The 23,448-nt window shown below is 69.1% G+C and carries 21 protein-coding genes; 15 read left to right on the top strand and 6 right to left on the bottom strand.

Going from position 1 to position 23,448, the window contains the following annotated elements; all coding sequences use genetic code 11:
- Positions 1-324, top strand: a 324-nt coding sequence (locus tag H0523_RS27890; RefSeq protein WP_180180219.1) for a c-type cytochrome, incomplete at its 5' end; no start/stop codon positions are given.
- Positions 325-417: 93 nt separating this feature from the next.
- Here H0523_RS27890 and H0523_RS27885 read toward each other — a convergent pair.
- From H0523_RS27885 to H0523_RS27870, 4 genes are all read right to left on the bottom strand, one after another.
- A complete protein-coding gene (locus H0523_RS27885; protein WP_338076694.1) occupies positions 418-1,989 on the bottom strand; it encodes a 3-hydroxyacyl-CoA dehydrogenase in 1,572 nt (523 codons plus the stop codon).
- A gap of 27 nt (positions 1,990-2,016) precedes the next feature.
- The gene (locus tag H0523_RS27880) at positions 2,017-3,246 is read right to left on the bottom strand and encodes a CaiB/BaiF CoA transferase family protein (protein ID WP_054433105.1); all 1,230 of its coding nucleotides are present in this window, start codon (positions 3,244-3,246) and stop codon (positions 2,017-2,019) included.
- Between the two features lie 554 nt (positions 3,247-3,800).
- A complete protein-coding gene (locus H0523_RS27875; RefSeq protein WP_054433104.1) occupies positions 3,801-4,949 on the bottom strand; it encodes an acyl-CoA dehydrogenase family protein in 1,149 nt (382 codons plus the stop codon).
- Positions 4,950-4,984: 35 nt separating this feature from the next.
- Complete coding sequence (locus H0523_RS27870; protein WP_054433103.1) at positions 4,985-5,608, bottom strand: TetR/AcrR family transcriptional regulator; 624 nt, start codon at positions 5,606-5,608, stop codon at positions 4,985-4,987.
- A 200-nt stretch (positions 5,609-5,808) separates the two neighbouring features.
- Here H0523_RS27870 and H0523_RS27865 point away from each other — a divergent pair, with 200 nt between their 5' ends.
- Positions 5,809-6,780 (top strand): NAD(P)H-dependent flavin oxidoreductase, encoded by a 972-nt coding sequence (locus H0523_RS27865; protein ID WP_054433102.1) that lies wholly within the window; start codon positions 5,809-5,811, stop codon positions 6,778-6,780.
- Positions 6,777-7,517 (top strand): enoyl-CoA hydratase-related protein, encoded by a 741-nt coding sequence (locus H0523_RS27860; RefSeq protein ID WP_054433101.1) that lies wholly within the window; start codon positions 6,777-6,779, stop codon positions 7,515-7,517. Before H0523_RS27865 ends, H0523_RS27860 begins: the two co-directional genes overlap by 4 nt.
- Before the next feature lie 114 nt (positions 7,518-7,631).
- On the opposite strand, the gene H0523_RS27855 is transcribed toward H0523_RS27860, so the two are convergent.
- Positions 7,632-8,465 (bottom strand): enoyl-CoA hydratase/isomerase family protein, encoded by an 834-nt coding sequence (locus H0523_RS27855; RefSeq protein WP_006392559.1) that lies wholly within the window; start codon positions 8,463-8,465, stop codon positions 7,632-7,634.
- A 99-nt stretch (positions 8,466-8,564) separates the two neighbouring features.
- On the opposite strand from H0523_RS27855, the gene H0523_RS27850 reads away from it, so the two are divergent.
- The 3 genes from H0523_RS27850 (at position 8,565) to H0523_RS27840 (ending at position 11,894) form a co-directional block, all read left to right on the top strand.
- Positions 8,565-9,434 (top strand): NAD(P)H-hydrate dehydratase, encoded by an 870-nt coding sequence (locus H0523_RS27850; RefSeq protein ID WP_054433100.1) that lies wholly within the window; start codon positions 8,565-8,567, stop codon positions 9,432-9,434.
- Between the two features lie 120 nt (positions 9,435-9,554).
- The gene (locus H0523_RS27845; RefSeq protein ID WP_006392557.1) at positions 9,555-9,788 is read left to right on the top strand and encodes a hypothetical protein; all 234 of its coding nucleotides are present in this window, start codon (positions 9,555-9,557) and stop codon (positions 9,786-9,788) included.
- 492 nt (positions 9,789-10,280) lie between these two features.
- Positions 10,281-11,894 carry an ABC transporter substrate-binding protein gene (locus tag H0523_RS27840; protein WP_054433099.1) on the top strand — a complete coding sequence of 538 codons (1,614 nt, stop codon included), beginning with the start codon at positions 10,281-10,283 and terminating at the stop codon, positions 11,892-11,894.
- Between the two features lie 97 nt (positions 11,895-11,991).
- Here the strand turns inward: H0523_RS27840 and H0523_RS27835 are convergent, their stop codons facing one another.
- Complete coding sequence (locus H0523_RS27835; RefSeq protein WP_054433098.1) at positions 11,992-12,906, bottom strand: LysR family transcriptional regulator; 915 nt, start codon at positions 12,904-12,906, stop codon at positions 11,992-11,994.
- Positions 12,907-13,070: 164 nt separating this feature from the next.
- Between H0523_RS27835 and H0523_RS27830 the strand changes: the two genes are divergently transcribed.
- The 9 genes from H0523_RS27830 (at position 13,071) to H0523_RS27790 (ending at position 23,251) form a co-directional block, all read left to right on the top strand.
- Positions 13,071-14,507, top strand: a complete 1,437-nt coding sequence (locus H0523_RS27830) for a M20 family metallopeptidase (RefSeq protein WP_054433097.1) — start codon at positions 13,071-13,073, stop codon at positions 14,505-14,507.
- 53 nt (positions 14,508-14,560) lie between these two features.
- Positions 14,561-15,532, top strand: coding sequence for a M14 family metallopeptidase (locus H0523_RS27825; RefSeq protein WP_054433096.1), 972 nt, complete (start codon positions 14,561-14,563; stop codon positions 15,530-15,532).
- A 65-nt stretch (positions 15,533-15,597) separates the two neighbouring features.
- Complete coding sequence (locus tag H0523_RS27820; protein WP_054433095.1) at positions 15,598-17,241, top strand: ABC transporter substrate-binding protein; 1,644 nt, start codon at positions 15,598-15,600, stop codon at positions 17,239-17,241.
- A 50-nt stretch (positions 17,242-17,291) separates the two neighbouring features.
- Positions 17,292-18,269 (top strand): ABC transporter permease, encoded by a 978-nt coding sequence (locus tag H0523_RS27815; protein ID WP_006392551.1) that lies wholly within the window; start codon positions 17,292-17,294, stop codon positions 18,267-18,269.
- A gap of 5 nt (positions 18,270-18,274) precedes the next feature.
- Entirely contained in the window at positions 18,275-19,192 is a 918-nt protein-coding gene (locus H0523_RS27810) for an ABC transporter permease (RefSeq protein WP_054433094.1), read from the top strand.
- A complete protein-coding gene (locus tag H0523_RS27805) occupies positions 19,189-20,172 on the top strand; it encodes an ABC transporter ATP-binding protein (protein WP_054433093.1) in 984 nt (327 codons plus the stop codon). The genes H0523_RS27810 and H0523_RS27805 overlap by 4 nt, the downstream gene beginning before the upstream one ends.
- Positions 20,169-21,179, top strand: a complete 1,011-nt coding sequence (locus H0523_RS27800) for an ABC transporter ATP-binding protein (protein ID WP_006392548.1) — start codon at positions 20,169-20,171, stop codon at positions 21,177-21,179. Before H0523_RS27805 ends, H0523_RS27800 begins: the two co-directional genes overlap by 4 nt.
- A 5-nt stretch (positions 21,180-21,184) precedes the next feature.
- Positions 21,185-22,090, top strand: a complete 906-nt coding sequence (locus tag H0523_RS27795; protein ID WP_006392547.1) for a prolyl oligopeptidase family serine peptidase — start codon at positions 21,185-21,187, stop codon at positions 22,088-22,090.
- A gap of 33 nt (positions 22,091-22,123) precedes the next feature.
- Positions 22,124-23,251, top strand: a complete 1,128-nt coding sequence (locus H0523_RS27790; protein ID WP_006392546.1) for a M20 family metallopeptidase — start codon at positions 22,124-22,126, stop codon at positions 23,249-23,251.
- Positions 23,252-23,448: the final 197 nt, after the last annotated feature.

Genomic DNA, 23,448 nt, shown 5'->3' with positions numbered 1-23,448 from the left:
CCGGCTCCTGTCGCGGCCGCACCGGCCGCAGCAGCACCGGCGCCCGCCGCCGCGCCCGCGCCGCAACAGGCCGCCGCGGTCAATCCCGCCGGCGAGAAGCTCTACAAGAGCGTCTGCTTCGCCTGCCACGCCACCGGCGTCGCCAACGCGCCCAAGTTCGGCGACAAGGCCGCCTGGGACCCGTACATCAAGACGGGCATGGACGCGATGGTCAAGGTCGCCATGCAGGGCAAGCCGCCCATGCCGCCCAAGGGCGGCGCGGCCAACGCCTCGGAAGACGACATCCGCGCGGCCGTGCAGTACATGGTGGACGCGGCCAAGTAAGCCGCGCACCGCTCTCCCGCCGCGCGCCCTCAACGCCGCGCAGGCGAAAAAAAGCCCCTCGATGCATCGAGGGGCTTTTCATTTGGCGCGGCCTCAATCGGCCGCGGACGTCTTCAGCAACGACATGCCCAGTTGCACGCGGCGCTGCAGCCACAGGCTGGGGCGATAGCGCGGATCGCCCGTGACGCGCTGCAGGCTCTTGAGGATCTCGAGGATGCGCTCGGCGCCCAGCGCGTCGCCCAGGGCCAGCGGTCCCACCGGATAGCCCAGGCCCAGCGTCACGGCGCGGTCGATGTCTTCCGGCGTGGCGATCTGCTGCTGCGCGATGTCGGCGGCGATGTTGACGATCATGGCCACGATGCGCTGGGCCACGAAGCCCGGCGAATCCTCGATCACCGAGACCGGCACGCCATCGCCCGCCAGCAGCGCATGCGCGGCGTCGCGCCACTTTTCCTGCGTGGCCGGCGACGCCATGACGGTGCGGCGGGCGGCCTTGTCGAAGGCGAACAGGGTATCCAGGCCGACGCAGCGCGCCGGATCCAGGCCCTGCGCCGACACGGTGGTGGACACGTCCTCGCCGAACGGCGTGACGATGATGAGCGTGTCGGCCGCCGGCGTGGAACCGGACACCAGCGGCGCGCCCAGCTTTTCCAGCAGCGCGGTGGCGCGCGCGTAGCCCTCAGGGTGGCGCGGGCTGACCCAGACCTTCAGGCCTTCCGGCAGCGCCGGCACGGGCGGCTCGGCCGGCACCTGCTTCTGGCCGTCGACGTACTTGTAGAAGCCCTCGCCGGCCTTGCGGCCGATCAGGCCGCCGGCCAGGCGCACGGTGGTGATGGGCGACGGACGGAAGCGCGGTTCGTCGAAGAACTGGCGGTAGATCGATTCCATCACCGGATGCGAGACATCCAGCGCGGTCAGGTCCAGCAGCTCGAACGGACCCATGCGGAAGCCGGCCTGCTCGCGCATGATGGCGTCGACCTGCGCGAAGCTCGCCACCGATTCCTGCGCCACGCGCAGGCCTTCGGTGTTCATGCCGCGACCGGCGTGGTTGACGATGAAGCCGGGCATGTCCTTGGCGCGCACCGGCGTGTGGCCCATGCGGCGCGCCAGTTCGGCCAGCGCGTCGCCGGTCTCGGGCGCGCTGCGCAGGCCGTCGATGACCTCGACCACCTTCATCAGCGCCACCGGGTTGAAGAAGTGATAGCCCGCGACGCGCTGCGGCAGCTTGCAGGCCGCGGCGATGGCGGTGATCGACAGCGACGAGGTGTTCGAGGCCAGGATGCAGTCGTCGGCCACCACGCCCTCCAGGGCGGCGAACAGGTCGCGCTTGACGTCCAGGCGCTCGACGATGGCTTCGACCACCAGCTGGCATTGCGACATGTCGGTCAGCGCGGTGGCGGACTCGACGCGCGCCAGCGCGGCCTGCGCGTCGGCGGCGGTCAGCTTGCCCTTCTGGGCCAGCTTGTCCCAGGTCTGGCGCAGCGACTCGCGCGCGGCGGCCACGGCGTCGGCGCTGGTGTCGTACAGGCGCACGCGCAGGCCGGCCTGCGCCGCGATCTGGGCGATGCCCCGCCCCATGGCCCCGGCGCCCACGACGCCGATGGTTTGAATCTCCGTCATCAACTTCTCCTGCCTGTCATTGGAATGGTGTGTGCGCCGCGCCAGGCGCGGCGACCGGATGGCGCCGGCGAATCAGGACGGGCTTTGCGCCAGCGCCTGGATTTCCGCGGCCGACAGCCCGAGCTTTTCGGCCAGCACCTGCGCGGTGTGCTCGCCCAGCATGGGCGGCGCGCGGCGGTATTCGACCGGGCTGCCCGAGAACTTCAGGGGGCTGGCGGCCATCGGCACGGTGCCCGCGGTCGGGTGCGGCAGCTCGCGCTTCATGCCGCGCGCCAGCACCTGCGGGTCTTCGTAGACCTGGTCGAGCGTATTGATCGGGCCGGCCGGCACGCCGACGGCCTCGAGCGAGGCGAGCCAGTGGTCGCGCGCGCCGGTGGCCATGCGTTCGGCCAGCAGCGGCACCAGCGCCTCGCGGTTCTTGACGCGCTGCGGGTTGGTGGAGAAACGCGGATCGGCCGACAGCTCGGGCAGGCCGATGGCGCCGCAGTAGTTGCGGAACTGGCTGTCGTTGCCGACCGCGACGATCAGGTGGCCATCGCTGGCGGCGAAGACCTGGTACGGCACCAGGTTCTGGTGCGCGTTGCCGGCGCGGCGCGGTGCGTTGCCGGAGGTCATGAAGTTCAGGTTCTGGTTCGCCAGCATGGCGACCTGGCAGTCCAGCAGCGCCATGTCGATGTGCTGCCCCAGACCGCTGACCGAGCGCTCGTGCAGCGCGGCCAGGATGCCGACGGTGGAGTACATGCCGGTCATCAGGTCGGCCACGGCCACGCCCGCCTTCTGCGGACCGCCGCCAGGCAGGTCGTCGCGCTCGCCGGTGATGCTCATCAGGCCGCCCATGCCCTGAATCATGAAGTCGTAGCCGGGGCGGCTGGCGTAGGGGCCGGTCTGGCCGAAGCCGGTGATGGAGCAGTAGATCAGGCGCGGGTTCACTTCCTTGAGACTGGCGTAGTCCAGGCCGTACTTGGCCAGGCCGCCGACCTTGAAGTTCTCGACCAGGATGTCGCTCTGCAAGGCCAGCTCGCGCACCAGTTCGGCGCCGCGCGGCGAGGCGATGTCGAGGGCGACGGAGAATTTGTTGCGGTTGGCCGAGAGGTAGTAGGCCGCTTCGGTGGTGTCGTCGCCGGCCGCGTCCTTCAGGTACGGAGGGCCCCAGGCACGGGTGTCGTCACCGGCGCCGGGGCGCTCGATCTTGATGACTTCGGCGCCGAGGTCGGCCAGGTTCTGGGTGCACCAGGGGCCGGCGAGGACGCGGGTCAGGTCCAGGACGCGGATGCCTGTCAGGGGAGCGGGACGTTGCGACATCTTTTATCTTTTCGCCAAAGAGTATTAGGTCAGTGGGGATATTAGCCGGTGGGGGCTTGGGTGTGTTGGGGTGGTCGGTGGGCGGACGCGTCTGGGTTCTTGGGACGCCCTTTGCTGTGGGGCGCGGGGTGCGGGGGGCTACGATTGCGGTCCGGAGCGTTCGCTCCGGACTGCCCCTTCCTCATCCTCGTCCTCGCCTGCGGCGACTCCTTCGGATTCCGTCGGGCGCATCTACACGCCCCCCGCACCCCGCGCCCCACAGCAAAGGGCTGCGCTGAAGGCTCATGGCGGGTGCTGGGACGGACGGTGTGCTTGGCATTCTGGTGACGACCATCGGGGGGTGGAGAGGTAGTGCGGGGCCCGCCAAAGGCGGCTGCGCGGGCAGCCTTCTTTGGCTTACATGGGCTCTTGCGTTTGATTAATGATGCTGCGCGTGGGTGGAGGACCTGCAGGTTGCATGGGCGCCCGCGGCACATGATGCATGGCGCCCTGCCCTATTGATGAGGTTCCGGTATCGGGCGTGGCGGTCGATGCCCGCCACGCCGTCGCCCTGCTCAGCTGTTGGCCTTGATGACCTCGCGGGCGATGACCAGTTGCTGGATTTGCGAGGTGCCTTCGAAGATGCGGAACAGGCGGACGTCGCGGTAGAAGCGTTCGACGGCGTATTCGGACATGTAGCCGGCGCCGCCGTGGATCTGGACGGCGCGGTCGGCGACGCGGCCGACCATTTCGGTGGCGTAGAGTTTGCAGCAGGCGGCCTGCATGGTGGTGTTCTCGCCGCGGTCGCGCAGGCGGGCGGCGTCCAGGACCATGCAGCGGGCGGCGTAGAGTTCGGCCTGGCTGTCAGCGATCATGGCCTGGATCAGCTGGAATTCGGCGATGGGCTGGCCGAACTGTTTGCGGTCGGTGGCGTATTTGACGGCGTCGCGCAGCAGGCGGTCGGCGATGCCGACGCACAGGGCCGAGATGTGCAGGCGGCCCTTGTCCAGCACGCGCATCGAGGTGCGGAAACCATTGCCTTCCTCGCCGCCCAGCAGGGCCGAGGCGGGGACGCGGCAGTTGTCGAAGACCACGTCGCTGGTGAGCGCGCCGGCCTGGCCCATTTTCTTGTCGGGCTTGCCGATGATCAGGCCCGGCGTGCCGGCTTCGACCAGGAAGCACGAAATGGAATTGGCGCGGCGCTCGGGCGCGGTGCGGGCCATCACTGAGAACAGGCCGGCGATGGGCGCGTTGGTGATGTAGCGCTTGGTGCCGTTGAGCACGTAGTGGTCGCCATCGCGTTCGGCCGACAGGCGCAGCGCCATGGCGTCGGAGCCGGCGTCGGGCTCGGTCAGCGCGAACGAGCCGATCAGCTCGCCGCTGGCCAGGCGCGGCAGGTAGCGGGCGCGCTGTTCGTCGGTGCCGGCCAGCACGATGGCCTGCGAGCCGATGCCGATGTTGGTGCCGGCGAGCGAACGGAACGCGGGCGAGGTCTGGCCCAGTTCGAACACCACCTTCACTTCTTCTTCCATCGTCAGGCCCAGGCCGCCGTGGTCGGGCGAGATCGACAGGCCGAACAGGCCCAGCTCGCGCATTTCGGCCACGATGTCCGGCGGCACCTGGCCGCTGGCGGCCAGTTCGTCCTCGGCGGGAATCAGGCGTTCGTGCACGAAGCGGCGCACGGCGTCCAGCAACAGGGTCAGGGTTTCGGTATCCAGGGCCATGATCTGAGTCTCTCGGGTGTGCGGGGCGGCGGCGCTCAGGGGCGCATGCCGCCAACCAGTAAATCGAAATAGCCGGCGGCGATGGCCTCGGCGCTGTCGCCCTGGCCGGGCTTGTACCAGCGCACCATCCAGTTCAGCATCGACAGCACGGCGCGGCCGGTGGCGGGCACGTCCAGCGGACGGAACGCGCCTTCGGTCACGCCCTGCGCGATCAGGTCGCGCAGGCGCTTCTCGTAGCCGTCGCGCAGACGCGCAGCGTCCTCGCGCTCGGGCAGCGCCATGCCGGAATAGCCGATCAGCATGGTGACGAACTCGGCGTGGTGCTGCTCGAAATAGCGGGCGTGGCCCACCATGAAGGCGCGCAGGCGGGCGGCGCCGCCCTCGGCGCGCGCCACGTCCTGGCCAACGCTCTGGTTCAGGCCATTGAGCACCGCCAGGATGATGGCGTCGTAGATGTCCTGCTTGGTGGTGAAGTAGTGATAGATGGCGGCCTTGGACACGCCGATGGCGCCCGCCAGGTCCGACACCGAACTGCCGTCGTAGCCGCTGCGCGCGAACAGCTTGGCGGCTTCGGCCAGGATGCGTTCGCGCGGCGCCGCCAGGGTCGGCGGACGGCCGGCGCGGGCGCGTTTGGAAGCGGGGGCAGGGGAAGTCGCCATGGGCAGGCCTGGTTGGGGCGACGTCGAGGAAGCCAATGCCGGACCACGGGCGGTTCCGTTCCATTGACAGCGGTTCGACGCTTGCCGTTAAATAAAGATTAATTAATTACCGGACGGTCGGTAGGTAATTGTAGGCACATCCCTTTCCGCCATGCAAGCGCGGCTTGGGCGCTCAACCCGAAACCACACGTGACGCCGTTATGCCCCACTCCCTAGTGACAGATCTGTATGGCCAGATGTCCCTGCCGGTCATCAGCGCCCCCATGTTCATCGTGTCCAACCCGAAGCTGGTCGTCGCGCAATGCACGAGCGGCATCGTCGGTTCGTTTCCGGCGCTGAACGCGCGCCCGCAGAGCCTGCTGACCGACTGGCTGGACGAGATCCAGGCCGGCCTGGCCTCGTACCGCGAGGCCAACCCCGGCGCCGCGGTCGCGCCCTATGCCGTCAACCAGATAATCCACCAGTCCAACGACCGGCTCGAACAGGACCTGGCGGTGTGCGCCAGCCATCGCGTGCCGCTGATCATCACCAGCCTGCGCGCCCCCGGCGACCTGGTCAAAGGCGTCCACGACTGGGGCGGCAAGGTGTTCCACGACGTCACCACCATCCGCCACGCCGAAAAGGCGCTGGAAGCGGGCGTGGACGGCCTGATCCTGGTGTGCGCGGGCGCGGGCGGCCATGCCGGCACCCTCAGCCCGTTCGCGCTGGTATCCGAAGTGCGCCGCTTCTATGACGGCCCGCTGATCCTGTCGGGCGCCATCACCTCCGGTGCCCAGGTGCTGGCCGCGCTCGCCATGGGCGTGGACTTCGCCTACATGGGCACGCGCTTCATCGCCAGCGAGGAAGCCAACGCCAGCGAGGGTTACAAGTCCGCCATCGTCGAGGCCAGCGCCTCCGACATCCTCTACACCCCGTTCTTCACCGGCATCCCCGGCAACTACCTGAAGGCCAGCATCAGCGCCGCCGGCCTCGATCCGGCCAACCTGCCGCAGCCGGACAGCGGCGCCTCCAATTTCGGCTCCAGCCGCGTCAAGCCGTGGAAGGACATCTGGGGCGCGGGCCAGGGCGTGGGCAACATCGGCAGCGTGCAGCCGACGCATCAGATCGTCGATACGCTGCGCCGCGAGTACGCCGAGGCCAGGACGCAACTGGCCGCCAGGACCTTCGCATGAGCGCCGGGCTGCGGGTCACGCGCGACGGCGCGGTGCTGACGCTGGTGATCGACCGCCAGGACCGCCGCAACGCCCTCGACACGGCCACCTACGCCGGGCTGACCGAACAGCTCTCGCTGGCCGCCGCCGACACCGGCGTGTCGGCGGTGATCCTGGCCGGCGCCGGCGAACACTTCACGGCCGGCAACGACCTGCGCGATTTCCAGGCCGAGCGCGGCGCCGGCGACAGCGCCGGCCTGACCTTCCTGCGCGCGTTGACGCAGGCCGACGTGCCGGTCATCGCCGCCGTCGAGGGCTATGCCATCGGCATCGGCGTGACGCTGCTGCAGCATTGCGACTTCGTCTATGTCGGCGAGGGCGCCACCCTGCGCATGCCGTTCGTGGCGCTGGGCCTGTGTCCGGAAGGCGCGTCCAGCCTGCTGATGCCGCGCCTGGCCGGCGCCCGCCGCGCCGCCGAATGGCTGCTGCAGGGCAAGGCGTTCTCGGCGCAGGAAGCCTGCGACGCCGGCCTGGCCACCGCGGTCACCGCCAAGGGCGGCGCCCTGGCGGCCGCGCAGGCCACCGCCGCCAGCCTCGCCAGGCAGCCGCCAGCCGCGCTGCGGCTGACCAAGGCCATGCTCAAGCGGCCGGACAGGCAAGCAATCCAGGACACGCTCGATTACGAGGCGCAGCAGTTCCGCGCCCGCCTGCAGACGGACGAAGCGCAAGCCGCGTTCGCGGCGTTCTTCAAGAAGTGAATCCGGCGCGGCGTGGCGCCTTGGGCGCCCGCCGCGCCGCATGCGACGCCCGGGCCGACGCGCGTCGCCCGATCGCGCCCGGCGCGGGGCCAGATGCGGTCGGCAGCCGCCCCCTCAGAACGGCGAGTCGGGCCGGAAGTTCGGCGCGCGCCGCTCGCGCAACGACTGAACGCCTTCGCGCACGTCCGGGCCGCCAAATCCCATGAACTCCAGCGCCAGCGACGTATCGAAGGTCGGGCCGGCCATGCGCAGCCAGTTGTTCAGCGAATACTTGGTCCAGCGGATCGCGGTCTGCGAACCGGCCGCCAGGCGGTTGGCCACCTCGAAGGCGCGGCCGATCAGCTCGGCCTCGTCCACGCACAGCGACACCAGGCCGATGCGCTCGGCCTCTTCGCCGCTGACGGTTTCGCACAGCATCAGGTAGTACTTGGCGCGCGCCATGCCGCACAGCAGCGGCCAGACGATGGCGGCGTGGTCGCCGGCCGTGACGCCCAGGCGGGTGTGGCCGTCGATGATGCGGGCGTCGCGCGCGGCGATCGAGATATCGGCCAGCAGGCCGGCCACCAGGCCGGCGCCCACGGCGGCGCCGTGCATCGCCGACACGATCGGCTTGCTGCAGTTGATGATGTTGTAGACCAGGTCGCGCGCCTCGCGCCAGACGCGGGTGCGCACGTCGAAGTCGTCCGCCATCTGCTGCACCAGGTCCAGGTCGCCGCCGCCCGAGAAACCCTTGCCCTCGCCGCGGATCACCACCACGCGGGTATCGGGGTCGGTGTCGATATCGCGCCAGATGTCGGCCAGCTCGCGGTGCATGCGGTCGTCGGCGGTGGACAGCTTGCCCGGCTTGCCGTCCTTGGACCCCATGATCAGTTCCAGCACGCCGTTGGGATGGCGGCGCAGCTTGAGGGACTCGTAGGCGGAATAGTGTTCCAGCGTGATATCGGTCATCGTCGTCTCCGGTGGCGCGGGCGGAAGGCCGCGCGTTTTGGGGCACTATAGTGGATAGCCCCTGCCCCGACGCCCCCGCCGATCCCGGAGCCTCAGCCCATGAACACCCCCGCCCCCTCCTTTGCCGGCGAGATCCGCCGCGACGACCTGCCAGCCCTGTTCGCCGTGCGCGACCCGGACACCCATAAGGGCAGTTTCGGCACCGTCGGCGTGGTGGGCGGCGGGCGCGGCATGGAAGGCGCGGCGCTGCTGGCCGCGCGCGCCGCGCTCAAGACCGGCGCCGGCAAGGTGCTGGTGGGCTTCGCCCAGGAAACGGCGCCGCTGCCCTGCGATCCACTGCAACCCGAACTGATGCTGCGCGACGCGCGCTCGCTGCTGGAGGCGGACTGGGGCGTCACCGCCTGGGTCGCCGGGTGCGGCATCGGCGCCGGCGCGGCCGCCGCCAACGCCCTGTCGGAACTGTTCGTGCTGCGCGGCGGCGCGCCGCTGGTGCTGGACGCCGACGGCCTGAACCTGCTGGCCAACGGCGGCATCCAGCCCAACTGGGGCGACGGCCCGGTGGTGCTGACCCCGCACCCGGCCGAGGCCGGCCGGCTGCTCGGCCTGGACACCCCCGGCATCCAGGCCGACCGCCCCGCCGCCGCCCAGGCGCTGGCGCGACGATTTGGCGCCTGGGTGGTCCTGAAGGGCGCGGGCACCGTGGTCTGTGCCCCGGACGGCACGTGGCGCCGCAACACCAGCGGCAACCCCGGCCTGGCCACGGCCGGAACCGGGGACGTATTGGCCGGCATCCTGGGCTCGCTGCTGGCCCAGCGCCTGCCGCTGGCGCAGGCCGTGGCCGGCGCGGTCTGGCTGCATGGCGCTGCCGCCGACGCCCTGGTGGCCCGGGGCATCGGGCCGATCGGGCTGACCGCCGGGGAGCTGGCGGACGCCGCCCGGGAGCTGCGCAATGGCGGTCCGCAGGCCTAAGTCCCCGGGGCAAATACATTTTTACAACATACTAGGGTTTTCCCCTAAAAACGCGTTGCTTTTGATTTAGGGTTATCCCTATAATGGTTTACCCCAAGACGAAACGGACTGGAGCCAACCATGAGCGAACTGACCTTGAACCACACTGCCCGCCTGACCGACGCGCTGGAGCGTGACCTGCTCCGCGGCGCCCTCGAGAACCAACCGAATTCCCACCCGCTGACCAACCTGAAGAAGGCTGGCCAGGCGATCGCCGCCGCCGTTGCTGGCGTGTTCGCCTTCATCGACGAAGTCAACGAATCGATGAACAAGGCCCGCGCCGCCAGCTCGCGCTTCTCCGGTTCGCAGTGGTAAGACCAGCCGTGCCAGGCTGAGTCGCGACCGATCTCCCGCGATTCGGCCCGGCGCGCTGCCGGTGTGACGCCCGCCGCCCACGCGGCGCCCGTCGCATCGGACCCGGCGCCCGGGGCCTCGGGCCCTCCCCCTCACCGGGCGCCATCGCGCCGCGCCGGCCCCTTCACGGGGCCCCCGCGACGCCCTCCACGACGCAATACCCCTGTCGCCCCAGCGCGAAGCCGTCCCGAAGCGGGACCGCCTCGCACTGGGGCGATGGTCATTTTGTGCGCGGCAACGGCGGCATTCTCCCCTCTCGGCGTTTACCCTAGCGTCGGCCCGGCGCGCATTGACAGCGCGCGAACCCCCTACCGATAATCGGCCCCTTGCCGTCGTGCCTGGCGCCAAAAACACCGCAAGCCCCCCGGCCGACGTTGCGTTTCCCCGGTTGGCCCGCCCGCTGTTCCCCGCCGCCAGCACGATCCGGTTCGTTCCCCATCCGGAGTTGTCACCATGAAGTTGCGCACCACCCTGGCCCTCGTGGCCGCCGCCATTCCCTTGGCCGCTGCCCAGGCCCAGACGCTGAAGATCGGCCTGTCCGCCGAACCCACCTCGGCCGACCCCCACTACCACAAGATGACGCAGAACGACGCGTTCTCCGCGCACGTCTACAGTTCGCTGGTGGGCCGCAGTGCCGACATGAAGCTGGTGCCCGCGCTGGCCACGTCCTGGAAGAACCTGGACGACCTGACCTGGGAATTCAAGCTGCGCGACGACGTCAAGTTCTCCAATGGCAAGCCGTTCACGTCCGAAGACGTGCTGTTCACGATCTGCCGCACGCTGAACAACGAGACCAACGTGTCGCAGTCCTACATGGACACGACCAAGCTGATCACCGACGTGCAGACGCCGGATGCGCATACCGTCATCATCAAGACCGGCGCCCCCTTCCCGCTGATGCCCGCCGAAATGGCGCGCTCGCTGCCGATCATCTGGAACGGCATCGTCGAGCACGGCAAGCTGACGTTCGACCCGAAGAAGGGTTGCGGCGTGACCGGCGCCTGGCCGACGGTGGCCGACTTCAACAACGGCAAGGACGCCATCGGCACCGGCCCGTACACCCTGAAGTCCTACGTCAAGGGCACCGGCATCGAACTGGTGCGCAACGAGAACTACTGGGGCCCGAAGCCCTACTGGAAGGAAGTGAAGTTCGTGCCGGTGCCGGCCGCCGGCCCGCGCCTGACCGGCCTGCTGTCGGGTGACTTCGACATGATCGAGAACCCCGCCGCGCGCGACCTGCAGCGCCTGAAGGACAATCCCAAGTTCGGTTTCGTGGCCACGCCCTCGACCCGCCTGGTGTTCTTCCAGCCCGACGTGGCGCGCAACCCGAGCCCGTTCGTCAAGAGCGCCGACGGCAAGAACCCGCTGCAGGACCTGCGCGTGCGCCGCGCGATCTCGATGGCCATCGACCGCAAGACCATCACCGCCCGCATCATGGACGGCATGGCCACCCCGGCCTACCAGTACATGCCCGACGGCATGTTCGGCGCGCTGCCCAAGGCTCCGGAAATCAAGTACGACCCGGAAGGCGCCAAGAAGCTGCTGGCCGAAGCCGGCTACCCCAACGGCTTCGAGCTGACGCTGTCGTCGACCAACGACCGCTACGTCAATGACGGCCAGGTGGCGCAGGCCGTGGCCCAGTACCTGGCCCGCGTCGGCATCAAGACCAACGTCGACGCCATGACCGCCTCGATCTACTTCCCCAAGCGCGCCAAGCGCGAGTTCAGCTTCTCGATGGGCGGCTGGCCGGCGGAAACGGGCGAAGCCTCGGCGCTGTTCCAGCTATGGGTCGCCTCGCTCGACTCGCCCAACAGCCTGGGCACCAGCAACTACGGCGGCTTCACCAACGCCGACTTCGACAAGGTCTACAAGCAGGCCATCGTGACGGTCGACGCGCCCAAGCGCGAGAAGCTGCTGCAGGAAGCCACCCAGATCGCGCTGGACAACGTGCCGCTGATCCCGCTGCACTTCGAAAGCAGCATCTGGGCCTTCCGCAAGGGCATCTCCTATGAAGGCCGCCGCGACCAGTTCACGCTGGCCACCTCGGTCAAGCCCGACGCCAAGTAATCCGGCGCGCGCCCTATGAAAACGGCTGCCTTCGGGCAGCCGTTTTTCTTTGCGCGCCTGCAGCGCCCCCGGCTGGCGTCGCGAGCCAGCGGCCGCCTCAGGCGCCCGGCCCTTGCGCCAGCAGCACGTCCAGCTCGCGCGACAACAGGTCGATGAAGGCTTCCGTCTTGGAAGGCAGCTGACGCCCCTGCATGACGTGCAGCTGCAAGGTGCGCGACTGCAACTGCGCGTTGGAGATCGGCACCGCCACCAGTTCGTCGCGCTTCAGGCTCCAGGCCACCGAGATGTAGCCGCTGAGCATGATGGCGTCGGAACCGAACACGAAGCCATGCAGCGGGGAGGAGTCGTTGCAGGTCAGGGTGGGTTCGAGCTGCACCGACTCCAGCAGGCAGCCCATCTCGAACAGGTGGCGGGTGGTGGTGCCCGGGCCGGTCAGCGCCAGGGGATAGCGGCCCAGGTCCTGCAGGCTGACGCTCTTGCGGCTGGCCAGCGGATGGCCGGCGGCCATGACGGCGTGCACCGGCGCGCGCCGCGAATAACGCACGCTGACGCCGCTGAGACGCTCGACGTTGAAGGTCATGCCCAGTTCGACGCTGCCTTCGGCGACGCGGCGCGCGACATCGGCCGGCGTGCCCACGTGCAGGTCGAAGCGCACCTCGGGCCAGTCGCGGCGAAAGCGCGCCATGGCCGACGGCAGGAAAATGCGCGCCACGCCCTCGACGGCCGCCATGCGGATCTCGTTGCGCGCCATGCCCTTGAGCGCGGCGATCTCCTGCAGCACCGAATCCGATTCCAGCAGCGTGCGGCGCGCATGGGTCAGCAGCAGCCGGCCGGCCTCGCTCAGCACCATGCCGCGCGCGGCGCGCTCGAACAGCGGCGCGCCCGCTTCTTCCTCCAGCTTGGCGATCTGGCGGCTGATGGCGGACACCGCCACGTGCAGGCGTTCGGACGCCCCGCTCAGGCTGCCCGCCTGGGCAACCTCGACAAAGTAACGCAGGGCGATGCCGTGCATGTTTCCCCCTCGCTGGGGCCTGACGCCGATGAAAATAGCTTTGCCTTTTTTGCAAAGCTTCCGATAAATATTCTAATTGTAGAGAAAGCTTCCCTGATCCTAGAATTTGCGCAACGATTCAGCAGGGTGCGCAATGACGCGCCCCGCCAGACAAGGGGAAGTCCGTGCCAGCAGCAGTCACGAGCGCCAGCCGCGCCGCCGCCATCGGCCGCGCGGTCGCGTACGCCGATAGCGGCGCCTTGCAGCGCGACCTGGCGGAGCTGGTCGCGCACCGCACCGAAAGCCAGAACCCCGACCAGCGCGCCGCGCTCTACGACTACCTGCGCGCGGCGGTCGCCCCGCGCCTGGAAGCGCTGGGCTGTTCCTGGCGCGTCGAGGACAACCCCGTCGCCGGCGGCCCGCCGTTCCTGCTGGCCGAGCGCATCGAAGACCCCGCCCTGCCCACCGTGCTGATGTACGCCCACGGCGACGTGGTGCGCGGCTACGACGAGCAGTGGCGCGACGGCCTGGCGCCCTGGCGGCTGACCGCCGAGGGCGACCGCTGGTACGGCCGCGGCACCGCCGACAACAAGGGACAGTACTGCGTCAACATGACCGCGCTGGAACAGGTGCGGGCCGAACGCGGCGGACGCCTGGGCTTCAATCTGCGCATGCTGGTGGAATGCGGCGAGGAAGTCGGCTCGCCCGGCCTGCACCAGGCCTGCGCCGCGTGGCGCGAGTCGCTGGCGGCGGACGTCTTCATCGCCTCCGACGGGCCGCGGCTGGCGGCCGACCTGCCGACGCTGTTCCTGGGGTCGCGCGGCACGCTGCTGTTCGACCTGACGGTGGACCTGCGCGGCCACGCCCACCACTCCGGCAACTGGGGCGGCGTGCTGCCCAATCCCGGCATCATCCTGGCGAACGCGCTGGCCAGCCTGGTGGACGCGCGCGGCCGGCTATTGGTCGACGGCCTGCGTCCGCCGGCGATTCCGCCCGCCGTGCGCCAGGCGCTGGCGGACATCCAGGTCGGCCAGGACGACGACGCCCCCGACATCGACCCGGACTGGGGCGAGCCCGGCCTGTCGCTGGCCGAGCGCCTGTTCGGCTGGAACACGCTGGAAGTGCTGGCCTACAAGACCGGCAACCCCGACAACCCGGTGGGCGCGATTCCGCCGCGCGCCAGCGCCACCTGCAACCTGCGCTTCGTGGTCGGCACCGACTGGCGCCAGGCCGAGGGCATCCTGCGCCGGCACCTGGACGCGCGGGGCCTGCGGCAGGTCCAGGTCCGCGTGCGGCGCGGCACGCCGGCCACCCGGCTGGACCCGGACGATCCGTGGGCGCGCTGGGCCGTGGCCTCGCTGGCCGCCACCACCGGCAAGACGCCCGCGCTGCTGCCCAACCTGGGCGGCACCGTGCCCAACGACGCCTTCTCGGACGTGCTGGGGCTGCCCACCGTGTGGGTGCCGCACTCGTATCCCGCCTGTTGCCAGCATGGCCCCGACGAACATCTGCTCGCCTCGGTGGCGCGCGAGGGCGCGGCCGTGATGGCCGGCCTGTTCTGGGACCTGGGCGAGCAAGGCTCGGCCGTGGCCGCGCAACGCGGGCGCCTGACCGCCACCTGACCGCCTCCGGGCGCCATCCCTTATACAATCCCCCTCGCTTGATCGGAGTTCCCATGTCCTCGTCCTCTCCCGCGCCCCGTCCGCGTCCCTTCCTTCTCGCCTGTCCGGATCTGGCGGCCGAGCGCGTGGGCAACACGGATACCCCCGGCGTCTGGCATTTCGACTCCGGCGTGCCGGGCAAGCGCGTGATGCTCAGCGCCCTGGTCCACGGCAACGAGCTGTGCGGCGCCTGGGCCCTGAAGGACGCGCTGGCCGCCGGCCTGCGCCCGCGCCGCGGTTCGCTGACGCTGGCGTTCTGCAACCTGGCCGCGTTCGACCGCTTCGATCCCGCCAATTACGCGCCGGCGCGCTTCGTCGACGAAGACATGAACCGGGTCTGGAGCGACGACAAGCTGGCCCAGCCCATCAGCCAGGAACGCCGCCGCGCCGCCGCCCTGCGTCCGTGGGTGGCGCAGGCCGACTGGCTGCTGGACTTCCACTCGATGAGCAATTCCGACGTGCCGCTGCAGCTGACCGGCATGGAACAGCGCAACATCGACCTGGCCCTGTCGCTGGGCAACCCCGCCACCATCATCGCCGACGCCGGCCATGCCGCCGGCGTGCGCATGCGCGACTACGGCCGTTTCGGCGAGGCCGGCGACAACGGCACCCGTTCGCTGCTGATCGAATGCGGCTTCCATGGCGCGCCCGAGGCGCGCGGCGTGGCGGTCGACCAGATGGCGCGCTTCCTGGCGGCCGCCGGCACGGTGGACGAGGCCGACCTGCCCGCCGCCTGGTTCGCCCCCCAGGCCAGCGCCCAGCGCGCGCTGCGCGTGACCCACGCGATCGCCGCCAAGAGCGCAGATTTCCGTTTCGCCGAGCCCTGGAAGGGCCTGGAGACGCTGGCGCGCGCCGGCACCGTCATCGGCTGGTCCGAGGGCGAGGCCGTGACCACGCCGTACGACAACTGCGTCCTGATCATGCCGTCGACCGCCAACCTGCGGGCCGGGGTGACGGTGGTGCGGTTGGCGCAACCGATCGGCTAGAGCCATTGCGCGGCGCGCCCTCGACGGCGCGCCGCCTTCTATAAAAAACCACCAAGGGAAGCAGCATGTCCGCAAACGTTTTCATCCGCAGCGCGTTATCGACCTGTACGCTGGCGGCCGCCCTGGCCGCCGGGGCGCCCGGCGCCATGGCCCAAACGGCCCCGCAGACGCTGCGGATCGGCCTGTCGTCCGAACCCACGGCGATGGACCCGCACTACCACCAGGTCACGCCCAACGACGCGATGACCTCGCACATCTTCGAGACCCTGATCGGCCAGGACGCCAAGATGAACCTGGTGCCGCGGCTGGCCACCGCCTGGAAGGCGGTGGACGACACCACCTGGGAATTCACGCTGCGCGACGGCGTGAAGTTTTCCAATGGCCAGCCGTTCACGCCGCAGGACGTGATCTTCACGCTGTGCCGCGCGTTCCACAACGAGCAGTCGATCGGCGGCTCGTACCTGAGCGTGGTGCAGAAGCTGGCCAGCATCGACGTGCGCGACGGCAACGTGCTGGTCATCAAGACCCACCTGCCCTACCCGTTGCTGCCCAACGACCTGACCCGCAACGCCATGCTGTGGAGCGGCATCGTCGAGCATGGCCCGATCCGCTTCGAGCCCAAGAACAATTGCGGCGTGACCGGCCCCTGGCCGACCATCAGCGACTTCAACAGTGGCAAGTCCGCCATCGGCACCGGCCCGTACACGCTCAAGTCCTACGTCAAGGGCAGCGCCATCGAGCTGGCGCGCAACGACGCCTACTGGGGCGACAAGCCGGCCTGGCCGAACGTGCGCCTGATCCCGGTGCCGGCCGCCGGCCCGCGCCTGACCGGCCTCCTGGCCGGCGACTTCGACCTGATCGAGAACCCCGCCGCGCGCGACGTCAAGCGCATCTCGGAAACGCCGGGCTTCGGCTACGTCATCACGCCGTCGGTGCGGGTGGTGTACTTCCAGTTCGACGTGGCGCGCAGCCCCAGCCCGATGGTGCGCGCCGCCGACGGCAAGAACCCGCTGCAGGACGTGCGCGTGCGCCGCGCCATCTCGATGGCGATCGACCGCAAGGCCATTACCGACCGCATCATGGACGGCGCCGCCACCCCGGCCAACCAGTTCCTGCCCGACGGCATGTTCGGCACGCTGCAGCCGCCGCCCGAACTGAAGTACGATCCGGCCGCCGCCAGGAAGCTGCTGGCCGAGGCCGGCTACCCGGACGGCTTCGAGCTGACCATCTCGTCGACCAACGACCGCTATATCAACGACGCGCAGATCTCGCAGGCCGTGGCCCAGTACCTGTCGCGCGTGGGCATCAAGACGACCGTGGACGCCATGACGCGCTCGGTCTACTTCCCCAAGCGCGCCAAGCGCGAGTTCAGCTTCGCCATGGGCGGCTGGTCGTCGGAAACCGGCGAGGCCTCGTCGTTCCTGCAGTACTGGGTCAGCGCCTTCGACAAGGAACACGGCCTGGGCACCAGCAACTACGGCGGTTATAACAATCCGGCCTTCGACAAGGTCTTCAAGCGCGCCCTGACCACCGTCGATCCGGCGGTGCGCGAAAAGCTGCTGCAGGAGTCCCTGACCCTGGCGCTGGCCGACCTGCCCAGCATTCCGCTGCATTTCGAGAGCAGCATCTGGGCGTTCGGCAAGGGCCTGACGTACGAAGGCCGCGCCGACCAATACACCCTGGCCATGTCGGCCAAGCCCGCTAATTAAGATCGCCGTTTCCGGCGCCTGCAACCCCGAGCCCACCAAGGAAATATCACGTGGCCCTTTTCATCCTACGCAGACTGATCCAGAGTCTGTTCGTGCTGCTGGCCGTCTCGGTCGTGGTCTTCTTCGCGGTGTATGCCGTGGGCGACCCGATCGAACTGCTGGTCAGCCCCGAAGCCAGCCAGGCGGCGCGCGAGGCGATGATCGCCCGCCTCGGCCTGGACCTGCCCGTGTGGCAGCAATACACAGGATTCCTGTGGCGCGCGCTGCACGGCGACCTGGGCACGTCGTTCGTGCACGGCATCCCGGCCATCGAGTTGATCGTGCAACGCATCCCCGCCACCTTCGAGCTGGTGATCGTGGCCATCGGCCTGACCTGTGTGATCGGCATTCCGCTGGGCCTGGTGGCCGGCCTGTACCGCGATGAGCCCCTGGGCCGCGGCATCATGGCGTCGTCGGTGCTGGGCTTCTCGCTGCCCAACTTCTGGCAGGGCATGATGCTGATCCTGCTGTTCGCGGTGTGGCTCGGCTGGCTGCCCGCCACCGGCCGCGGCGACACCGTGACGGTGCTCGGCGTGCGCCTGTCGATCCTGACGGCCGACGGCTGGTCGCACCTGATCATGCCGGCGATCAACCTGGCGCTGGCCAACATCGCGCTGGTGCTGCGCCTGACCGCCTCGGGCGTGGTCGAGGCCCGCAGCCAGGACTACGTGAAGTTCGCGCGCGCCAAGGGCATCAAGCCCGGCCGCATCGTGCGCCGCCACATCCTGCGCAACATCCTGATCCCGGTGGTCACCGTCATCGGCATGGAATTCGGCAGCCTGATCGCCTATTCCACCATCACCGAGACCGTGTTCGCGTGGCCCGGCATGGGCAAGCTGCTCATCGACAGCGTCTACCAGCTCGACCGGCCCGTGGTGGTCGCGTACGTGATGCTGGTCACCCTGATCTTCGTGGTCATCAACCTGGTTGTGGACATCCTGTACGCCGCGCTCGATCCGCGCGTGCAGCTCGTGACCCCCGCTCAATAATCGCCATGGCTCAATCTCCCAATACCGGCCGCACCCGTACCGTCCAGCCCCTGGCCGATACGCCCAAGCGCGCCTCGATCCTGAAGAAACTGCGGGCCCGGCCGACCGTGCGCGGCTCGGTCATCGCGCTCACCATCCTGGTGCTGCTGGTGGTGTTCGCGCCCTACTTCGCGCCGCAGAATCCCTATGACCTGGCCAACCTGTCGCTGATGGACGGCCGCCTGGCGCCGCGCCAGGCGCTGATGGACGGCAGCATCGCCTGGCTCGGCACCGACGACCAGGGCCGCGACATGCTCAGCGCCATTCTCTATGGCCTGCGCATCAGCCTGATGGTGGGCCTGTCGGCCGTGGTGCTGGCCACCGCCGTGGGCGGCGCGGTCGGCCTGGTGGCCGCCTATATTGGCGGCCTGGTCGACACCGTGCTGATGCGCATCGTCGACTTCATCCTGGGTTTCCCGACCATCCTGGTGGCGCTGGTGCTGCTGGTGGTGCTGGGGCGCGGGGTCGACAAGGTGATCCTGGCGCTGGTGCTGGTGCAGTGGGGCCACTATGCCCGCATCATGCGCAGCCGCGCGCTGCAGGAACGCCGCAAGGAATACGTCGAGGCCGCCGCCAACCTGGGCTTTCCGGCCTGGCGCATCATGGTGTTCCACCTGCTGCCCAACTGCCTGGGTCCGGTCATGGTGTTCGCCACCATCCAGATCGCCACTGCCATCGCGCTGGAAGCGACGCTGTCGTTCCTGGGCGTCGGCGTGCCGATCACCGAACCCTCGCTGGGCCTGCTGATCTCCAACGGCTTCCAGTACCTGCTGTCGGGCGACTACTGGATCAGTCTGTTCCCGGGCATTGCGCTGTTGCTGCTGATTCTCTCCATCAACATCGTGGGCGACCGCCTGCGCGAAAGCCTGGACCCCAAGCGATGAGTGACGTCCTTCTTGATGTGCGCGGCCTGCGCACCGCATTCCATACCGAGGCCGGCGCCTGGCTGGCGGTCGACGGCGTCGACCTGACCGTGCGCCGCGGCGAGATCGTGGGCCTGGTCGGCGAGTCCGGCTCGGGCAAGTCGGTCACCGGCTTCTCGCTGCTGGGGCTGATCGATCCGCCCGGAGAAGTCGTCGACGGCGAAGTGAAGTTCAAGGGCAACGACCTGCGCAAGCTCTCAGAAGAGCAGATGCGCCAGTTGCGCGGCAACCGCATCGCCATGATCTTCCAGGACCCCCTGATGACGCTCAATCCGGTCCTGCGCATCGGCGAGCAGATGATGGAAGCCATCCTGACGCACGAGGACGTGCCGCGCGCCGAGGCCATGGAACGCTGCCGCGAGGCGCTGGCCATGGTCGGCATTCCGTCGCCGGAGAAGCGCCTGAAGAGCTACCCGCACGAATTCTCGGGCGGCATGCGCCAGCGCGTGGCGATCGCCATCGCCATGCTCAACAAGCCCGACCTGATCATCTGCGACGAGCCGACCACGGCGCTGGACGTGACCATCCAGGGCCAGATCCTGTACCGCATGCAGGAGATCTGCCGCGAGCACAACACGGCGCTGATCTGGATCACCCACGACCTGGGCGTGGTGGCCGAGCTGGCCGACCGCGTCGCGGTCATGTACGCCGGCCGCATCGTCGAGAGCGGCCCGGTCGAACAGGTGCTGGACGCGCCGCGCCATCCCTACACCCGGGGCCTGCTGGACTCGATGCCTGGCGCCACCACGCCGGGCGCGCGCCTGCACCAGATCAACGGCATGGCGCCGAGCCTGGCCGGCCGCCCGTCGGGCTGTGCCTTCCGGCCGCGCTGCACCCACGCGGTCACGCGCTGCACCGAGCAAGCCCCCACCGTCACCACCGAAGGTTCGCGCAGCTATCGCTGTTACGTCCCGATCGCCCGCGAGGCCGAGCAAGCATGAGTCAAGCCGATACCCCTGTCATCGAGCTCAGGAACGTCCACAAGCGCTTCGAACAGCGTCCCGACCTGGCCCAGCGCATCCTGGCCCTGGGCGGCCGCCCGATCGACCGCCGCACCGTGTATGCCGTCAACGGCGTCGACCTGCGCATCGGCCGCGGCGAAGTCGTCGGCCTGGTGGGCGAGTCCGGCTGCGGCAAGTCCACCCTGGGCCGCGTCGTCGCCGGCCTGCACCGCCAGACCGAAGGCGATCTGCTCTATCAGGGCCAGGACGCGCGCCGCCTGCGCGGCGCCGACAAGCTGGCCTACACGCTAGGCGTGCAGATGATCTTCCAGGATCCGCAGGCCTCGCTCAATCCGCGCCAGCGCCTGCGCCAGATCCTGGGCGAATCGCTCAAGGTGCACAAGCTGGCGCCGTCGGCCGAGATTCCCGCGCGCATCGACCAGGCGCTGACCGAAGTGGGCCTGGACACCGAGTACCGCGACCGCTTCCCGCACCAGATCTCGGGCGGCCAGCGCCAGCGCATCGGCATCGCCCGCGCGCTGATGGTGGCGCCCAAGTTCCTGGTGTGCGACGAACCGGTGGCGGCGCTGGACGTGTCGATCCAGGCGCAGGTCATCAACCTGTTCATGGACCTGCGCGAGCAGCACGGTTTCACCTACCTGTTCATCAGCCACGACCTGGGCGTGGTGCGCCACATCTCGGATCGCGTGGCTATCATGTACCTGGGCAAGATCGTCGAGATCTCGACCTCGGCCGAGATCTTCGCGCGCGCCAACCATCCGTACACCCAGGCCCTGATGGCCGAGGTGCCGGACGTGGCCCGCCGCGGCCGCAAGTTCACGCCCATCAAGGGCGAAATCCCGTCGCCGCTGAACCCGCCGTCGGGCTGTACCTTCAACCCGCGCTGCCCGCACGCCATGCCGCGCTGCCGCGAGCAGGCGCCGACGTTGAAGGAAATCTCTCCGGGCCACTGGTCGGCCTGCCATCTGAACGAAGCCACCGCCTGAACGCCATGAAACCCTCTGACATGTCCAACGTGGACCGCATCGCCATCGAAATGGGCCATGCCGGCCGCAACGCCATCGCCTATATCGACGAGGATCGCAATTCCGATCGCCCGTTCAAGCTGCAGACCTATCGCCCCTACGGCTACACCCCGGACCGTCCGGTGGTGATCGTGCAGCACGGCGTGCTGCGCAACGGCGACGAATACCGCGACTTCTGGGTCGAGGCCGCCGACAAGCACAAGCTGCTGATCGTGGCGCTGACCTTCTCCAACGAGATCTGGCCGGGCGTGGAGAGCTACAACAACGGCCGCGTGTTCTCGGCCGGCGGCAACCCGCGCCACATCGACGGCTGGACCTACGCGCTGGTGGGCAATGTGATCCGCGACATGATCGACGCCGAGATCACCGACGGCCAGAACGTCTACCTGTTCGGCCACTCCGCCGGCGGCCAGTTCGTGCACCGCCTGATGAGCAGCCAGTCGCACGCGCCGTTCAAGGCCGTGGCGGCCGGCAACCCGGGCTGGTACACGCTGCCGACCTTCGACCATCCGTTCCCCGAAGGCATGGACGGCGTCGGCCTGACCGAAGACCACCTGGTCAAACTGCTGGCGTACCCGATGACGATCCTGGCCGGCGACCAGGACATCGCCACCGACGATCCCAACCTGCCGTCGGAACCGGCCGCCATGCGCCAGGGCCCGCACCGCTTCGCTCGCGCCCACAACTATTTCGAGGCCGGCCGCAAGGAAGCCGAGCGCCGCGGCGTGCCGTTCAACTGGACGCTGCAGGTGGTGCCCGGCATCGGCCACGACGGCCGCGCCATGTCCGCGGTCTGCGCCAGCCTGTGGTTCGACGGCGCCATGCCGAGCGATGCCGAGCTGGCCCGCCTGGCCGGCCAGCAGGTCGCCTGAACGTTCCCTTTCATTCCCGCTAGCAGAATCGCCATGTCCACTTCCCGCACTGAACAACTCGTCGCCGGCATCCAGAGCTGGCTGCAATGCGAATCGCCCTCGAACTTCCCCGACGGCATCGCCGCGATGGCCCGCATCATCGCCGACTACGCCGCCGCGGCCGGCCTGACGGTGGAACTGTCGTCCCTCGGCCCCACCACCGGCCCGCTGCTGTACGCCACCAACCGCGCCCCCGGCGACACCCGCCCCGGCATCCTGATCCTGGCGCACATGGACACGGTGCATCCGGTCGGCACGCTGCTGGAGAATCCGGTGCGCATCGACGGCGACCGCCTCTACGGCCCCGGCAGCTACGACATGAAGGCCGGCATCTACCTGGCGCTGACGGCGCTCGCCAGCGTGGCCCGCCCCGGCGCGACGCAACTGCCGGTGGACTTCCTGGTGGTGCCCGACGAGGAGACCGGCAGCCACGCCTCGCGCGTGCACATCGAGCGCTTCGCCGCCAACGCCAAGTACGCGCTGGTGTGCGAACCGGCCCGCCCCAACGGCGGCAAGTGCGTGACGGCGCGCAAGGGCACCGGCATGCTGAACCTGAACGTCAAGGGCCGCCCGGCCCACGCCGGCATGCAGCACGAGAAGGGCCGCAGCGCGATCCGCGAAATGGCGCACCAGGTGCTGGCGCTGGAAGCGATGACGGACTACGAGCGCGGCATCACCGTGAGCGTGGGCACCATCGCCGGCGGCACGGTGACCAACACCGTGCCGGCGCTGTGCCGCTGCGTGGTGGACTTCCGCGTGCCCGACATGGGCGCGGCCGAAGACGTGCTGCGCCGCATGCGCGAGCTGTGCGCGGTGGGCCCGGATGTGGAACTGGACATCGACGTGGAACTGAACCGCCCGCCGATGGTGAAGACCGAAGAAGCCGCCGCGCTGCTGGCGCTGGTGCAAGGCTACGCGGAACGCGCCGGCTTCCTGCTGGAAGACGCGCCGATGACCGGCGGCGGCAGCGACGCCAACTTCACCTCGGCCATGGGGATTCCGACGCTGGATGGTCTTGGGGCCGACGGAGACGGCGCACATACGTTGAATGAGTACATTCTGGTGTCTACGTTGGAGCAGCGGTTGAAGTTTTGGGAGTTGTTGTTGAAGGAACTTGCTTAGAGTTCTTTTTGCGGCGGGTTGGGTTCTTTAGCCGCGGGTGTCGGGGCAGGCGGAGGATGGCGGGGCTACGATTGCGGTCCGGAGCCTTCGCTCCGGACTGCCCCGTCGTCATCCTTGTATGGTGTAGATGCGCCTTCCGCAGTGGGAGGGTGCTGGGGTAGGGACGTCGTCATCCATCAGCCGGTAGCAGCCGGACT

Source organism: Achromobacter insuavis, from assembly GCF_902859645.1.
Classification (GTDB): domain Bacteria; phylum Pseudomonadota; class Gammaproteobacteria; order Burkholderiales; family Burkholderiaceae_B; genus Achromobacter; species Achromobacter insuavis.
This window is presented reverse-complemented; position numbering and strand designations above follow the sequence as displayed.

Excerpts from the sequence above, each read along its gene's own strand:
- H0523_RS27870 (WP_054433103.1), bottom strand. The coding sequence starts at position 5,608 with ATGGCGACTTCCCCTGCCCCCGCTTCCAAACGCGCCCGCGCCGGCCGT.
- H0523_RS27800 (WP_006392548.1), top strand. The coding sequence starts at position 20,169 with ATGAGTCAAGCCGATACCCCTGTCATCGAGCTCAGGAACGTCCACAAG.
- H0523_RS27825 (WP_054433096.1), top strand. The coding sequence starts at position 14,561 with ATGTCCTCGTCCTCTCCCGCGCCCCGTCCGCGTCCCTTCCTTCTCGCC.
- H0523_RS27845 (WP_006392557.1), top strand. The coding sequence starts at position 9,555 with ATGAGCGAACTGACCTTGAACCACACTGCCCGCCTGACCGACGCGCTG.
- H0523_RS27795 (WP_006392547.1), top strand. The coding sequence starts at position 21,185 with ATGAAACCCTCTGACATGTCCAACGTGGACCGCATCGCCATCGAAATG.
- H0523_RS27860 (WP_054433101.1), top strand. The coding sequence starts at position 6,777 with ATGAGCGCCGGGCTGCGGGTCACGCGCGACGGCGCGGTGCTGACGCTG.
- H0523_RS27880 (WP_054433105.1), bottom strand. The coding sequence starts at position 3,246 with ATGTCGCAACGTCCCGCTCCCCTGACAGGCATCCGCGTCCTGGACCTG.
- H0523_RS27875 (WP_054433104.1), bottom strand. The coding sequence starts at position 4,949 with ATGGCCCTGGATACCGAAACCCTGACCCTGTTGCTGGACGCCGTGCGC.
- H0523_RS27805 (WP_054433093.1), top strand. The coding sequence starts at position 19,189 with ATGAGTGACGTCCTTCTTGATGTGCGCGGCCTGCGCACCGCATTCCAT.
- H0523_RS27865 (WP_054433102.1), top strand. The coding sequence starts at position 5,809 with ATGCCCCACTCCCTAGTGACAGATCTGTATGGCCAGATGTCCCTGCCG.
- H0523_RS27840 (WP_054433099.1), top strand. The coding sequence starts at position 10,281 with ATGAAGTTGCGCACCACCCTGGCCCTCGTGGCCGCCGCCATTCCCTTG.
- H0523_RS27820 (WP_054433095.1), top strand. The coding sequence starts at position 15,598 with ATGTCCGCAAACGTTTTCATCCGCAGCGCGTTATCGACCTGTACGCTG.
- H0523_RS27855 (WP_006392559.1), bottom strand. The coding sequence starts at position 8,465 with ATGACCGATATCACGCTGGAACACTATTCCGCCTACGAGTCCCTCAAG.
- H0523_RS27810 (WP_054433094.1), top strand. The coding sequence starts at position 18,275 with ATGGCTCAATCTCCCAATACCGGCCGCACCCGTACCGTCCAGCCCCTG.
- H0523_RS27850 (WP_054433100.1), top strand. The coding sequence starts at position 8,565 with ATGAACACCCCCGCCCCCTCCTTTGCCGGCGAGATCCGCCGCGACGAC.
- H0523_RS27790 (WP_006392546.1), top strand. The coding sequence starts at position 22,124 with ATGTCCACTTCCCGCACTGAACAACTCGTCGCCGGCATCCAGAGCTGG.
- H0523_RS27835 (WP_054433098.1), bottom strand. The coding sequence starts at position 12,906 with ATGCACGGCATCGCCCTGCGTTACTTTGTCGAGGTTGCCCAGGCGGGC.